This window comes from Plantibacter sp. Leaf314, assembly GCF_001423185.1.
Classification (GTDB): domain Bacteria; phylum Actinomycetota; class Actinomycetes; order Actinomycetales; family Microbacteriaceae; genus Plantibacter.
In genome coordinates this window covers 152,613-166,725 of the sequence record NZ_LMOB01000003.1, presented here as the reverse complement: position 1 = coordinate 166,725, position 14,113 = coordinate 152,613, and the positions used below count along the sequence as shown (strand labels likewise).

General features: G+C 70.7%; 15 protein-coding genes. 9 read left to right on the top strand and 6 right to left on the bottom strand.

Annotated elements, in window-relative coordinates:
* Positions 1-34: 34 nt before the first annotated feature.
* Together ASF68_RS16845 and tadA are read right to left on the bottom strand one after the other, a co-directional pair.
* Positions 35-1,222, bottom strand: a complete 1,188-nt coding sequence (locus tag ASF68_RS16845) for a MarP family serine protease (RefSeq protein WP_056013874.1) — start codon at positions 1,220-1,222, stop codon at positions 35-37.
* Positions 1,223-1,304: 82 nt separating this feature from the next.
* Positions 1,305-1,781 carry a tRNA adenosine(34) deaminase TadA gene (gene tadA / locus ASF68_RS16840; RefSeq protein ID WP_056013872.1) on the bottom strand — a complete coding sequence of 159 codons (477 nt, stop codon included), beginning with the start codon at positions 1,779-1,781 and terminating at the stop codon, positions 1,305-1,307.
* Positions 1,782-1,832: 51 nt separating this feature from the next.
* Here tadA and upp point away from each other — a divergent pair, with 51 nt between their 5' ends.
* Both upp and ASF68_RS16830 read left to right on the top strand, forming a co-directional pair.
* Positions 1,833-2,465: a uracil phosphoribosyltransferase gene (upp, locus tag ASF68_RS16835; RefSeq protein WP_056013869.1), complete on the top strand. Its 633-nt coding sequence runs from the start codon at positions 1,833-1,835 to the stop codon at positions 2,463-2,465.
* A gap of 496 nt (positions 2,466-2,961) precedes the next feature.
* Positions 2,962-3,669 (top strand): winged helix-turn-helix domain-containing protein, encoded by a 708-nt coding sequence (locus ASF68_RS16830; protein ID WP_056013867.1) that lies wholly within the window; start codon positions 2,962-2,964, stop codon positions 3,667-3,669.
* A 76-nt stretch (positions 3,670-3,745) separates the two neighbouring features.
* On the opposite strand, the gene ASF68_RS16825 is transcribed toward ASF68_RS16830, so the two are convergent.
* Together ASF68_RS16825 and ASF68_RS16820 are read right to left on the bottom strand one after the other, a co-directional pair.
* Positions 3,746-4,753, bottom strand: a complete 1,008-nt coding sequence (locus ASF68_RS16825; RefSeq protein ID WP_082455619.1) for a DMT family transporter — start codon at positions 4,751-4,753, stop codon at positions 3,746-3,748.
* Positions 4,753-6,027: an AI-2E family transporter gene (locus ASF68_RS16820; protein ID WP_082455621.1), complete on the bottom strand. Its 1,275-nt coding sequence runs from the start codon at positions 6,025-6,027 to the stop codon at positions 4,753-4,755. The genes ASF68_RS16825 and ASF68_RS16820 overlap by 1 nt, the downstream gene beginning before the upstream one ends.
* Before the next feature lie 226 nt (positions 6,028-6,253).
* On the opposite strand from ASF68_RS16820, the gene ASF68_RS16815 reads away from it, so the two are divergent.
* The 7 genes from ASF68_RS16815 (at position 6,254) to ASF68_RS16785 (ending at position 12,132) form a co-directional block, all read left to right on the top strand.
* Complete coding sequence (locus ASF68_RS16815; RefSeq protein WP_056013865.1) at positions 6,254-6,802, top strand: RNA polymerase sigma factor; 549 nt, start codon at positions 6,254-6,256, stop codon at positions 6,800-6,802.
* Positions 6,799-7,413 (top strand): Asp23/Gls24 family envelope stress response protein, encoded by a 615-nt coding sequence (locus ASF68_RS16810; protein ID WP_157580572.1) that lies wholly within the window; start codon positions 6,799-6,801, stop codon positions 7,411-7,413. The genes ASF68_RS16815 and ASF68_RS16810 overlap by 4 nt, the downstream gene beginning before the upstream one ends.
* Entirely contained in the window at positions 7,406-7,774 is a 369-nt protein-coding gene (locus tag ASF68_RS16805; protein ID WP_056013859.1) for an Asp23/Gls24 family envelope stress response protein, read from the top strand. Before ASF68_RS16810 ends, ASF68_RS16805 begins: the two co-directional genes overlap by 8 nt.
* Positions 7,775-8,081: 307 nt before the next feature.
* The gene (locus tag ASF68_RS16800) at positions 8,082-8,513 is read left to right on the top strand and encodes a MarR family winged helix-turn-helix transcriptional regulator (protein ID WP_056013856.1); all 432 of its coding nucleotides are present in this window, start codon (positions 8,082-8,084) and stop codon (positions 8,511-8,513) included.
* An 86-nt stretch (positions 8,514-8,599) separates the two neighbouring features.
* Entirely contained in the window at positions 8,600-10,102 is a 1,503-nt protein-coding gene (locus ASF68_RS16795) for a DNA-3-methyladenine glycosylase 2 (RefSeq protein ID WP_056013853.1), read from the top strand.
* Positions 10,099-10,659 carry a methylated-DNA--[protein]-cysteine S-methyltransferase gene (locus ASF68_RS16790; protein WP_082498779.1) on the top strand — a complete coding sequence of 187 codons (561 nt, stop codon included), beginning with the start codon at positions 10,099-10,101 and terminating at the stop codon, positions 10,657-10,659. The genes ASF68_RS16795 and ASF68_RS16790 overlap by 4 nt, the downstream gene beginning before the upstream one ends.
* A gap of 102 nt (positions 10,660-10,761) precedes the next feature.
* The gene (locus ASF68_RS16785) at positions 10,762-12,132 is read left to right on the top strand and encodes a deoxyribodipyrimidine photo-lyase (protein ID WP_056013850.1); all 1,371 of its coding nucleotides are present in this window, start codon (positions 10,762-10,764) and stop codon (positions 12,130-12,132) included.
* 6 nt (positions 12,133-12,138) lie between these two features.
* On the opposite strand, the gene ASF68_RS16780 is transcribed toward ASF68_RS16785, so the two are convergent.
* Together ASF68_RS16780 and ASF68_RS16775 are read right to left on the bottom strand one after the other, a co-directional pair.
* Positions 12,139-12,795 carry a response regulator transcription factor gene (locus ASF68_RS16780; RefSeq protein ID WP_200936464.1) on the bottom strand — a complete coding sequence of 219 codons (657 nt, stop codon included), beginning with the start codon at positions 12,793-12,795 and terminating at the stop codon, positions 12,139-12,141.
* Positions 12,788-14,113 carry a sensor histidine kinase gene (locus ASF68_RS16775; RefSeq protein WP_082498778.1) on the bottom strand — a complete coding sequence of 442 codons (1,326 nt, stop codon included), beginning with the start codon at positions 14,111-14,113 and terminating at the stop codon, positions 12,788-12,790. The genes ASF68_RS16780 and ASF68_RS16775 overlap by 8 nt, the downstream gene beginning before the upstream one ends.

The window sequence follows — 14,113 nt, the reverse complement described above, 5'->3', positions numbered from 1 at the left end:
ACCCGCGTGCTCGTCGGCACCTGCCCGGATCGGGTCAGTCGGCGAGACAGGCGCCCGACGGCACCGCCGACTGGAGGGAGGTCGCGAGCGCGACGACCGGCAGGACCTCGTCCATCGCCAAGGCGTAGCCGATCGGCGCGGAGTCCGCGTCTCGAGCGAAGATGACGCCCTCCACCTCACCGGACTCGGTGAGGAGCGGACCGCCGGAGTTCCCCGGCTGCACCGTCCCCGACAGCGTCACCACCTGTCGGCTCGTCGGGTTCGCTCCGGTGATGTCGGCGACGAGGCTCGGCCCGACGACGATGACCTGCGCGCCACCCGCGGTGTACGGGCCGCCGAACGGGTAGCCGGCGACGACCGCCTTCGCCCCTGGCGCGGGGTTCGGGGCGAGCGGCAGCACCCTGGCACCGAGCCCGTCGACGCGGATGACGGCGAGGTCGTCGACCGGGTCGAAGTAGACGATCCGCCCCGGCTTGGGCATGGACCCCGGGACCTCGACCACGGGCTCGCTGACGCCGGCGAGGACGTGCGCGTTCGTCATGACCAGGTCGTCGGCGAAGACGAAGCCGCTGCCGGTGAGGCTCCGCGCACAGGACTCGGCGGTGCCGCTGATGCGCACGACGGACTCGGACGCCGTCTGCAGCGCCGGCGTCGAGGTGTCGAGCTGCGGGGCCGCCGGGACGTCCGCCGTTCCACCGAAGGCCTCGATGACTCGCTGCGCGCCGCCGTCGACCACCGTGGAACGCAGCTGCGCGAGCGTGCTCTTCACCTGGACGGGCGTGACGCGGTCGATCGTGCCGATCACCGCCGAGGACCCCACGGCCTGCGCGAGGAGCGGGATGCCGAGTGACCCCACACCGAGCGCGGCGGTGACGAGCACGAGCGCGGTGACGACCAGGTTGAGGGCGGCTCCCAGGAGTCGCTCCAGCCCGCGCAGCGGGGTCTTCCGGACGACCGAACCGATGGCCCCACCGATCACGGCACCGATCGTGTACCCGATGCTCAAGAGGACGACGGCTGCGGCGACGGCCGCCCAGCCCCGCCAGGCCATGTCCGGAACCCAGGAGGCGACGAGCGGGATCGCGAAGAAGGCGCCCACACCACCCGCCACGAGGCCGACCAGTCCGCCGAGGCTCCCGAGGAGCCCGGCGCGCCACCCGCGGATCACGAACACGATCAGGATGACGACGAGGACGATGTCGAGGATCACGCCGGGTTGCATCCTGCGATCCTGCCATCACCGACCGACAGTGGCCTCCGGAAGTGCTGGGAGCCCTTCGACAGGCTCAAGGACCGGGGGCGACTCAAGGAGCTGTGACGCCGCTCGGCCCGCGGAAGAAGTCGGTGAGGAGCGTCGAGCAGCGCTCGGCCTCGACACCGGCGTAGACCTCCACGCGGTGCTGCAACCGCCGGTCGCGCAGGACGTCGTAGACCGAGCCGACCGCGCCGGCCTTCTCGTCCCAGGCACCGAACACGACGCGCGGGATCCTGGCCGCGAGGATCGCTCCGGCGCACATCACGCACGGCTCGAGGGTGACGACGAGCGTGAGCTCCGTGAGGTGCCAGTCGCCGAGCGCGCTCGCGGCGGCACGGATCGCGACGACCTCGGCGTGGGCCGTCGGGTCGGTGTGCAGCTCCCGCTCGTTGCGGCCTGCGGCGACGACGGTCCCGTCCGGAGCGACGAGGACGGCGCCGACCGGGACGTCGTCGGTCTCCAGCGCCGCCTCCGCCTCGGCGAGGGCGAGGTCCATCCAAGCGACGAACTCGGCCGGTGCGTGCATCCGTCATCTCCCCGAAATCCTCGTCACCACGCGAGCGACTAGATTGATCGTATGCGAGTGCACGTAGCCGACCACCCTCTCATCACCCACAAGCTCACGGTGCTCCGCGACAAGACGACACCGTCGCCCGTGTTCCGGGCCCTCACCGAGGAACTCGTCACCCTGCTCGCCTACGAGGCGACCCGTGGCGTCACCGTCGAGGAGATCACGATCCAGACCCCGGTCACCGAGACCGTCGGCGTCAAGATCAGCGAGCCGCGTCCACTCGTCGTCCCGATCCTGCGCGCCGGACTCGGCATGCTTGAGGGCATGGTGAAGCTGCTCCCCACGGCCGAGGTCGGGTTCCTCGGCATGGTGCGCAACGAGGAGACGCTCGAGCCCACCACGTACGCCGAGCGACTCCCGGACGACCTCTCCGACCGCCAGTGCTTCGTCCTCGACCCGATGCTCGCGACCGGCGGCTCGCTCGCCGCCGCGATCGACTTCCTCTTCCAGCGCGGAGCGGTGCACGTCACCGCGATCTGCCTGCTCGCCGCCCCCGAAGGCCTCGAGCGCCTCGAGGCCGAGACCGCGGGCAAGGACGTCACCATCGTCCTCGGCGCCCTCGACGAGCGCCTCGACGAGAACGGCTACATCGTGCCGGGCCTCGGCGACGCCGGCGACCGCCTCTACGGCGTCGTCTGAGCCGCGACCTCCCGCTCACCCGAGGCGGATCGGCGCCCTGACGGGCGGCGGTCCGCCTCGAACCGTTCCACGGGCGCCCGCAACACCCCCACGCAACAAACCGTCATCTGGCGCAGATACTTGACAGGATCCGGGCCGTTCCTGTTGTATTGCGGACTATGACGACCAACGCGCCCACCCTGACCTCCTTCGAGGCCCCTGGGGACGCCGGCATGATGATGCCCGGCCGTGCGGTCATGTGCTGCCGAATGTGTCGCTGATCCGACACCTCCAGCATCGGTAGCGATCCCGTCGGATCCGCTCCACTGCTCCAGCACGACAGAGTCCGTCGCTCCCCCACCCGGTGAGCCGACTCCCGGACGCACCCCGTCCGCACCCGGCCGACGCGCCACCTTCCCGGATCGCGGGACCGCCACTGCCCACCGGCAGGCGGGATCAGCCCGAGCGCACCGCGCACGATCCGCCGCAGCATCATCACCCCGAGGACTTCCCGCTCATGTCTCTTGCAGCCGTTCACACCACCCGCCCCGCCCGCCAGCTCGCCGCCGTCGAGGACGCCCCTCGTACCGCGACGCCGCACGTCCGCGCCGTTCCGGCCGGTCCGGAAGCCCGCGGCTTCGTCCTCTACGTGGGACTCGACGAGGCCAAGGCGCAGGCAGCCGGTACGAGCCTCGGCGAGATCGTCGAGGCCATCAAGGCCCTGACCGCCCAGTTCGCCCCTGACGCCGAGACGCACGCCGCCGTCGCCCTCGCACCCCGCGGTGCCGGCGGACGCGACCTCGACGTCGTCCGCCTCGCCCTCCAGGACCCGTCGGCCCTCGCGGCCCACCGTGACGAGGTCGACGAGGAGGAGCAGGACGTCGCCCACGCCGGCGTCGTCGTCGACATCTCCCGCAAGCGCCTCGTCCTCGACAACGAGCCCGCGGCCCTCACCTACAAGGAGTTCGAGCTCCTGCAGTACCTCGTGCTCCGCGAGGGTCGCACCATCGAGCGTGCCGAGCTCATCTCGTCCCTGTGGCGGGCCGGCGACGACGAGGAAGTGCCCAACGAGCGGACCATCGACGTCCACGTGCGTCGTCTCCGCGCCAAGCTCGGTCGCTACGAGGACATCGTGCGCACCGTGCGCGGGGTCGGCTACCGCTTCGACCGCCACGCGGACGTGTCGATCCGCTACGCCAGCACGCCGTCGCCCGACCTCTTCTGAGCCGCAGCGGGGCAGCGCACACGAACGGGCCCGGCGGGTGGACATCCACCCGCCGGGCCCGTTCTCATGCCACCGGTCACTGCACGCGTGGGCGCTTCGGGGTCTCTCCGGGAGCCGGCACCGGACGCATCGCGAGCTTCCAGACACCGAACACCGCGATCGCTCCGGCGACGACGAACAGGACGAGCGCGTACCAGGGGGCACTCGAGGCCTCGCCCAGCACCACGATGCCGATACCGACGGCGACGAGCGGATCGACGACGGTCAAGCCGGCGACCACCAGGTCGGGCTGACCGCTCTGGTGCGCCTTCTGGACGAAGAAGCCGCCCAGTCCGGCAGCGACGAGCAGGGCGACGATGCCGACGACCGTCAGGCCCTCGAAGTTCTGCGTGATGACCCGGTTGATGACGACCTTCGCGAGCGTCACGACGAAGCCGTACAGCACCCCGGCCGCGACGACGTAGAACACCGTGTGCAGCTTGCGGCGCCACAGCGCGTAGGCGCCGGCGAGCGCGAGCGTCACGACCGCGAGCATGATCAGGATGATGATCAGCTGCGGCTGGCGGATGGGTTCCTCGATCGCGTACAGGGCTGCGACGATCACGAAGAGCCCGATACCCGCGACGCAGAGCACCATCGCGCGGGTCTGCTCCTTCGTGATGCGGACCTTCGTCACCCTGGCGTTCAGGAGGGCCGTGATCACGAGGGCGATCGCGCCGAGCGGCTGGACCACGATGAGTGGCGCGAACGCGAGGGCGACGAGCTGGAAGACGATCGCCAGCGCCAGCAGGAGCGTGCCGATGAGCCACGACGGCCGACCGAGCAACTGCGGCAACTGCTTCAGACCGAAGGCCGACGATGCGGCCTCGACCTTGCCGACGCCACGGGACTGGAGCTGCGTCCCCACCGCGAGGAAGAACGCGCCGACGAGCGCGATCGGGATGCCGATGGCCTGGTACGGCGTGACGGAGATCGTCGGCAGGTCGAGGTCTCCGGCCGTCCGGAGCGACTCGGCCACGAGACCGGCGGAGCCGGAGAGCACCAGGGCGCCGGCGGCGAGGGCCGGGAACGTCGCGATCCCCATCACTTGGCCGCCGCACTCGTGCCGACGGCCGCCGTCTCGGCGTCTCCGAGCTTCTGCTCCGGGACGACCTTGGCGTCCTGGCTCGGGAAGACGACCTTCTGGACGATGATGATGATCGACGCGGCGACCGGGATCGCGACGAGCGCACCGAGGATGCCGCCGAGCGCACCGCCACCGAACGCCGCGATGACGACGAGGGCGCCGGGCACGGCGACGGCCTTGTTCATGATGCGCGGGCTGAGGACGTACGCCTCGATCTGCATGTAGATCAGGTAGTACCCGATCGCGAAGAGGGCGGTCACCGGCGAGGCGAAGAGACACAGGGCGCTGTTCACGATCGACGCGCTCAGCGTTCCGACGAGCGGGATCATCGATCCGATGAAGGCGAGGAGCGCGAGCAGCGGCGGGAACGGGGCGCCGATGATGCTGAGGAAGATGAAGCTCAGCACACCGTTGACGAGCGCGAGGCCGACCTGGCCGACGACGTATCGTCCGACGGCCTGGGTGATCTCCTCGAGCACCTGCGCGAAGCCCTCGCGACGGTAGGCGGGGAGGAAGCGGTACGTGACGGCCTTCATCGAGCGAAGCGACGCGAGGAAGTACAGCGTCAGGATGAGGACGATGATCGCGCCGGTGATCCCCGAGGCGACGCCGGCGCCGACCGCGACGATGCCGCCGCCGATGTTCAGCAGGTTGTTCGGGTCCTTGAAGAACGCGAAGACGTCGTTCAGCGCGGAGTCGATGTCGAGGGTGTTGCCCACGGTGTTCTGAACCCAGCCGACGAAGTCGCTGTTCAGGAACTGCTGCGAGATCCGCGGGTAGTCGTTCACGAAGTTCGTGATCTGCGTCACGAGCAGCGGGACGATGGCGAAGATGATCCCGACGAAGGCACCGATCACCGCGAGGAAGACGACCGCGATCGCGAGGCCGCGGGGCAGCTTCTGTTCCAGCCACGACACGAGGGGGTCGAGACCCAGGGCGATGAACAGGGCGACGCCCACGTAGATCAGCGTGGTGCTCAGTTGGGTGACGATGCTGCCCAGCACGAGCGCGACGAGCACGCCGATACCGCCGACGAGGCCGATGCGGAACGCGTTGATCCGGACGCTCGGTGCCGAGGGCTGCAGCGCCGCGACCACCGCGGCGGAGGGCGGCGAGGACGCCGCCGCCTTCGCTGCCCGTTCCTGCTTCGCCTGCTCGTGCTTGGCGCGCCTGGCTTCGCGCTCCTCCGGGGTGGAGGAGAACCCCGGCAACCGGAGCTTGGGGGTCTTCATCGTGCGGTCTCCTCGGTGGTGATACGGGTTGGAGCTGGTCGGAATCGGTACATCCTGCGTCTCCTTCGTACGGCGGTCGCTCGGACCGCCGCTCTGTGCCTACAGTAGTGAGACGGAGCGTGGCCCGCTGATGTCACGCTCCCTTCTGGGGAAAGCGGTCGCACGATGTCGCGGGTCGGATCAGAGAGGTGGCTGCACGGTGGGAGCTGAGCCTGCGCGGACACCCGTGAGCCTGCTCGATCAGGCGACGGACCGCACCCTCGTCGAGCGCTGCGTCGACGGCGACACCCGCGCCTTCCAGGTGCTCATCACCCGATACGGCCGGATGATGAAGGCCTACGCCGTCCGACTCACCCGTTCCTCCGCTGACGGCGACGACGTCGTCCAGGAGGCGCTCATCTCGGCCTGGAAGCGCATCGACACGCTCGAGGACGGGGCGATGGTGAAGAGCTGGCTGATGCGCATCGTCAGCCGGCGGGCGATCGACCTCATGCGGCAGCGCAAGGACACCGACTCGACCGACGACGCCGTCATCGAGGCGCCGGAACGCGACGGGCCGGAGCGGAAGGCCGAGGCGTCCTCACAGCTGGGAGCCCTGTCAGCCGCGCTCGACAGACTGCCGCACGGACAGCACCAGGCCTGGGTGCTCCGCGAGATCGGCGGGTACTCCTATGAGGAGATCGCCGAGCAGCTCGGGCAGAGTGTCGCGAGCGTGCGAGGGAGCCTCGCCAGGGCGAGAGCGAAACTGATGACGGAGATGGAGGGGTGGCGATGACCGACGGGACGCAGAGCGACGGGTTCGAGCCGGGCGGGTGCGCACATGGCATCGACGCCCTCACCGACTACCTCGAACGGGACATGCTGCCGGCGGACCCCACGATCGACGACTCCCCCGAGTGCCAGCGGATCCTCCGCTCGCTGCGGCGGGTCCGCTCACTCGCGGCGCCGCTGCTCGAGGCCGACGAGGAAGCGGTGACGACGCTCGACCAGGACTGGATCCGCGGGATCATGGAGAACATCGGCCGCGAGGCCAAGGCCGGCCGCGACATCCCGTTCGCGACGGTCGACGACGATGCGGCACTCGTCATCACGGAGGGGACGGTCCGCGGCCTGGTCCGCGGTGCCGGCGACCGCACCCCCGGCGTGCTCGTCGGCCGGTGTGTGCTCGACGGCGACGTGACGGTGGTCGGCGAGCCGATCACCCTGCACGTCACGGTCAGCATCGGCTGGGGCCGTTCGGTCGCCGAGGCTGTGGCACAGTTCCGCGAGGAGGTGCGCGCGAGTCTCGTGCAGCACACCGACCTGGTGGTGGCGGGGCTCGACGTCGTCGTCGACGACCTGCACTTCGAGGCCGAGCAGCACGGAGAGGTGGAGGACGATGAGTGACCTGACGGACACGGGCGACGAGCTCGACACGCTCGCGATGGTCCTCGACGCGGCGGTCGAGGCGGTGCCGGGGGTCGTCCGGCTCACGGCGGCCGAACCGACGCTGGTGCGTGCCGCGCGCGAGGGCGTCGGAGCGCTCCTCGGCGCACCGGACCAGAGCGCGCGCGTGAGCGTCAAGCGGGTCCGCGGCGCCGTGTCCGTGCACGCGAACGTCGCCGTCGCCGCGGAACACGCGTCGCCCGCCGTTGCGCAGGCGGTGCACCGCGCGATCGCTGAGCTGCTCCCCTCGCCCGACGACGCTGCCGCTCCGACGATCACGGTGCGCGTCGTCGACGTCGTGCCGAGTGGCTCGCAGGAGTGAGCCCGGACGCTCCGCTCAGGTAGCGTCACTCGGGGAATTCCCAGTAAAAATAACAGTTCGATAACTACCGCTCGTTACCGATCCGTTATATGGTTTTGGAACGTCAGATGTTTGCTGTGGCAGCTGACGGAATGTGATTGCAGGACACTCTTGGTGCAAGGGAAAGAGAGCCGGTCGTAGCCTCTGCGACCGGCTCTCGCCATGTCCGGGGTCCGCCCGATGCGCAAGCATCCGTCCTGAAGTGCTGCTCATGCGCCGTCCAGGATAGATTCAGGTGGTGGATCGTCGGACAGCACCAGGAGACAGCATGGATGAGAGGCGACTCGCGATCGCCGCATGGGAATCGCTCTTCCGCGCCCAGGTCGAGGTCATGCGGCACATCTCGCACGACTTCCCGAGCCACGGCATCTCCCTGAACGAGTACGACGTCCTCCACACGATGTCGCGCGAGCCCGACCACCGCATCCGCCTGCGCGATCTCAACTCCAGCGTGCTGTTGTCGCAACCGAGCATCAGCCGCCTCGTCGACCGGCTGGTCGCCCGCGGCCTCGTCGGCAAATGCCCGGACCCGGACGACGGACGCGGCACGCTCGTGCGCATGACGGAGGCCGGCTACGACGTGTACCGCACCGTCGCCATCGCCCACGGCGCGACGATCGCCGAGCGCGTGACCACCTCGCTCAGCCCCGAGGAGATGACCGCGCTCGCGACGCTGAGCGACAAGCTCCGCGGCGCCTGACACGGTCGGAGAGCGAGCCCGCGCCGCCCCACTGCCGTGTCCGATTCCCGCTCGTCCGGGTCGGTGGTGCGTGTCAGACTCGGGTCATGGACGACACACGGCGCACGGACTTCGCGGAACGCTACCGCGCGATCCAGGCTCGCGACCAGCGCTTCGACGGGCAGTTCATCACGGCCGTCAGCTCCACCGGGATCTACTGCCGTCCGTCCTGCCCGGCGCGGACCCCGAAGCCCGAGAACGTCACCTTCTACGCGACGAGCGCCGCCGCGCACGAGGCAGGCTTCCGCGCCTGCAAACGATGCCTGCCCGAGGCGGTGCCGGGGACGCCGGCCTGGAACCTCGGCAACGACGTCGCCGCTCGCAGCATGCGGCTCATCGCCGACGGGGTCGTGGAACGCGAGGGCGTTCCGGGACTCGCCTCGCGCCTCGGCTACTCGACCCGTCATCTGACGCGCATCCTCACCGCCGAGCTGGGCGCCGGACCCCTCGCGCTCGCCAGGGCCCATCGCGCCCAGGGCGCGCGCCAGCTCCTCACCGGAACCGACCTCCCCTTCGGTGACATCGCGTTCGCCGCGGGGTTCTCGAGCATCCGGCAGTTCAACGACACGATGCGCGAGGTGTTCGAGCTGACCCCGGGGGAACTCCGGGCGAAGCACCGCAGGATCGGCGAACCGGACCCCGGCTCCATCACCCTCTCGCTCCCGTTCCGACGACCCTTCGACGCCGCTGGGGTCTTCGCCTGGCTCGCGCCACGAGCCGTCCCGGGTGTCGAGCTGGCCGGACCCGACCACTACTCGCGGCTCCTCGCACTCCCCGGCGGCACGGCGTGGTTCGAGGTCCGGCAGCTCGGCGACGACCTCCGACTCACCGCCGAGGTGACGGACCTCGCCGACCTGCCGGTGCTCGTCGCCCGGGTCCGCCGACTCTTCGACCTCGACGCCGACCCGACGTCCGCCCACGCGGTGCTCTCGGCCGACCCTCGGCTCGCTCCCTCGGTCGCGGCCACACCGGGCATCCGACTCCCGGGGGCGGTCGACCCGGAGGAGATGCTGGTCCGGGCGATGGTCGGCCAGCAGATCACCGTGGCCGCAGCGCGCACCCAGCTCCGCCGTCTCGCGGACGCGGTGAGCACGATGGTCCCCGAACGGCACGGACTGCATCGCCTCTTCCCGACGGCGACGCAGATCGCGGACGGCGGGGAGGCGGCACTCGTCGGGCCCCGAGCGCGGATCGACAGTCTGCTCGGTGTGGCGCGGGCACTCGTCTCCGGGGAGCTGGCCATCGGGTTCGGCGACGACCGCGACGAGCTCCGGACCCGCCTGCTCGCCATGAAGGGGATCGGCCCCTGGACGGCCGACTACGTCAGCATGCGGGTGCTCGGGAACCCCGACGCGTTCCTTCCCGGCGACGTCGCCGTCCGCACCGGGGCCGGCCGGCTCGGGTTGTCCTCCGACGCCCGGACCCTCACGGCGGAGGCGGAGGCGTTCGCCCCGTGGCGCTCGTATGTCTGCCTCCACCTGTGGAAGGCGGCGTCCACACCGGCACCGACCGCCAGACCATCAGCCCTCGAGAAAGGCCCAGCAGCATGACCACCATCATCTCCAGCACGAGCGTCCGCCGCGGCGACGGTCGGGCGTCCGGCGCGCAGCTCGCCGCGATCAGCCAGACCGTCGACACCCCGGACGGCCCCTTCACCGTCCTCGCGCGGGAGGATGGGGCGGTGCTCTCCTCCGGGTGGTCCGACGACATCGGCGTGATGCTCGAACGGATCCGGCCCGCCGACCGACCCGGCGAGACGGTGGCGGGGACCGTCGAGGCGATGGACGCCGTCCGCGCGTACTACGACGGTGAGCTGACGGCGATCGACCTGGTCCCGGTCGCCCAGTTCGGCGGCCCGTTCCGCACCCACGCCTGGACGGTTCTGCGGACGATCGCCGCAGGACGTCCGGTGACCTACACGGAGTTCGCCGCGGCGAGTGGTCGACCGTCCGCGGTCCGTGCCGCGGCGAGCGCCTGCGCGACGAACGCACCCGCCCTCTTCGTCCCCTGCCACCGTGTGTTGCGGACGGACGGCTCGCTCGGCGGTTTCGCGTGGGGACTCGACGTGAAGCGCTCGTTGCTCGACCGCGAGGCCGCGCTGAGCTGAGCGCACCTCGACAGGCTCGGTGACCGGAACCGCTCGGAGACCGGAGCGGACGGCTGAGGTCAACCCCGCAGCTCGGACGAGCGCGCCGCGTAGGCTGACGGAATGGCCACTGCCCCGACGATCGTATGGTTCCGTGACGACCTCCGCCTGGCCGACAACCCTGCACTGCACGCGGCCGTCGAGCTCGGCGCACCGATCCTCTGCCTGTTCGTCCTCGACGACAGCGAAGAGCTGCGACCGCTCGGCGGGGCCTCCCGTTGGTGGTTGCATCACAGCCTCGAGGCGCTCGGGGAGGACATCCGCGGGCTCGGCGGCACCCTCCTCCTCCGTTCGGGGAGTGCGGCCACGATCGTTCCTGAACTCGCCACCTCCCTCGGAGCCGGCGCGGTACTGTGGAACCGTCGCTACGGAGCCGCGGAACGGGAGATCGACGCCGGGATCAAGACGGAGCTGAAGGACGCCGGTCTCGACGCCCGGAGCTTCGCCGCGAACCTGCTCGCCGAACCCTGGGAGATCGTCACCGGACAGGGCCAGCCGTACTCGGTGTTCACCCCGTTCTGGAAGGCGTCGTTACAACGTCACTCGGCGAACCCGCCGAGGCATCCGCTCCCCGCGCCCACCGAGCTGACCGGCGTCTCGGACGCGCCTGACGGTGACGAGCTCGGATCGTGGGACCTCCTCCCGACGAAGCCGGACTGGGCGGGTGGGCTCCGCGAACAGTGGACGCCGGGCGAGGCCGGAGCGGACGCACGACTCGCCGACTTCCTCGACGGTGGGGTCTCCGGGTACGCGGAGGATCGCGACTTCCCAGCCCAGCCGTCGACCTCCGGGCTGTCGCCGCACCTGCGGTTCGGGGAGATCAGCTCACCGCAGATCTGGCACGCGGCTCGCGACCGCCGCCGACACCTCGGCGACGACGGCGCCACGTTCCTCAAGGAACTCGGCTGGCGCGACTTCGCCTACCACTGCCTCTTCGCGTTCCCCGACCTCGCCACCCGCAACTGGCGGCAGGCCTTCGACCGCTTCCCCTGGCCGGACGTCGACCAGGACGCCTTCACCGCCTGGACCACCGGCCACACCGGCATCCCGCTCGTCGACGCCGGCATGCGCGAGCTGTGGACGACCGGCAGCATGCACAACCGGATCAGGATGGTCGTCGCGTCGTTCCTGACGAAGAACCTCCTCATCCACTGGCGGCTCGGCGAGGAGTGGTTCTGGGACACCCTCGTCGACGCGGACCCGGCGTCCAACCCGTTCAACTGGCAGTGGGTCGCCGGCAGCGGCTTCGACGCGTCGCCGTACTTCCGGATCTTCAACCCGGAACGCCAGCGGGAACGGTTCGATCCCGACGACGCCTACATCAAGCGGTGGGTGCCGGAGTTCGGGACGCCCGACTACCCGGAGCCGATCGTCGACCTCGGTGAGACGAGGCAGGCGGCCCTCGCCGCGTACGAGCACGTCAAGGGCGCCTAGCCCGGCTCAGCGGGTGCGGAACAGGCCCGCGCGCTGCGCTGCCGCGATGGCGGCCGAACGGTTCGACACGTCGAGTTTCGTGTAGATGTGGGCGAGGTGCGACTTCACCGTCGTCTCCCCGACGTGGAGTCGTCCGGCGATCTCCAGGTTGGTGAGCCCCTCGGCGGCGCGTGCGAGCACCTCGATCTCGCGTGCACTCAAGGCCTGCTGCGGCGCGCTCACCCGTGCGACCAGGCGGGTCGCGACGGCCGGGCCGAGCACCGAGTTCCCGCCGGCCGCCGAGCGGATGCCGTCCACGAGGTCCTCGGGCGCGGCATCCTTCAAGAGGTACCCGGCGGCCCCGGCCTCGATCGCACCGAGGATGTCTGCGTCGGAGTCGTAGTTCGTCAGCACGAGGACCGAGGGTGGTTCCGGCAGCGCCCTGATCTCCCGCGTCGCATCGATGCCGCTGGGGCCGTCGCCGAAGCTCAGGTCCATGAGCACCAGGTCGGCTCGAGGTGCCGCCGCGACCGCCTCGGCCGCGGTCGCAGCCGTCCCGACGACCTCGATGTCGGCGATCGGAGCCAGGACGGCGAGCAGGCCGGCTCGGACGATCGGGTGATCGTCGGCCACCACCACCCGGACGACCACTCGGGCCCCGGCTTCGCTCGCGCCCTCAGGCATCGGTCCCACCGTCGCGCATCGTCGCTTCCTCCCTGCTCGTATCCGGTGCCGGTGTCGAGTCCGGTGTCGGTGTCGGTGTCGCGGTCGGTGCGGCGAACCGGACGGTGACGGTCGTCCCGGCACCGGGTGCGCTCCGGACGTCGACGGCGCCGCCCAGCTCGGTGATGCGACGACGCATGGACACCATGCCGAACGAGCCGCCCGCAGCCCGCTCGACGACCGTCGCCGGATCGAACCCGGCACCGTCGTCGTCGATGTCGAGGATGACCTCTCCGTCGAGGTAGCTGAGCGTGACGTCCGCTCGGGTCGCCCCGGCGTGACGGACGACGTTCGCGAGGCTGCTCTGCGCGGCCCGGAGGAGCGCGGTGGTCACCGGCGTGCCGAGGACGAAGGCGTCACCGGTGACCGTCGTGGCGACCGGTGTGCCGCTCTCCGCGGTCGTCGTCTCCGCGAGCCGGCCCAGCGCGTCCGCGATCGTGGCACCCACCAACGCCGGCGGGCTCAGCTCGTCGATGAGGCTGCGTGTCTCGGCGAGCGCGGTCGCGGCGGCGTCCCTCGCCAGGCCGATGTGGGAGCGCAGTTGTCCGGTGCCAGACCCCTCGCCCGCGGAGCGTTCGGCCGCATGCAGGAGCAGTTGGATGCTCGACAGGGCCTGAGCGACCGTGTCGTGGAGTCCGGCGGCGAGGCGCTCCCGCTCCGCCAGCTTGCCGGCCTCCTGCCCCCTCCTGGCGAGCTCCTCCCGGGCGGCGACGAGGTCGGCGATGAGTCGCTCACGCTCGGCCGCCTCCCGGGCCAGCGCCTCGTAGCCGAGGCCGATCGCCACGGCGACCGCCGCACCGACGAGCGGACCGACGACGCCTCCGACGCTGAACCCGGCGTGCAGACCGATCGCGACGATCGCCGAGAGCGTGGCGATGACGACGGCTGGGACCGCGACGGCCCGCGGAAGCAGGTGGAGGTAGAGGAAGAACAACGGGAAGACGAGGTAGGCCGCGTCGGGGCTGAGCAGGACGAGGACCACCCACTCGACGCTGAGGAAGACCAACCAGGCGAGGACGAAGGAGCGACCTCGACGAGCCCCGGTCGCCGCGGCACCGTGGTCGGAGGGCGCGGTGGCCGTCCGGCGGAGCCGACCACCGACCACGGCACCGGCGGTGTAGGTGGCCAGCATGACGACGGCGAACACGAGCGCCGCGGACATCGTCGGGCCACCGACCGAGACGGATCGCACGATCACGAGCGCGATGAGTGCGGTGACGAGGCCGTGGAGGCCGAGCTGCAGGCCGGTGAACACGGGGCTGAGTGCCGAGTGCTTCAT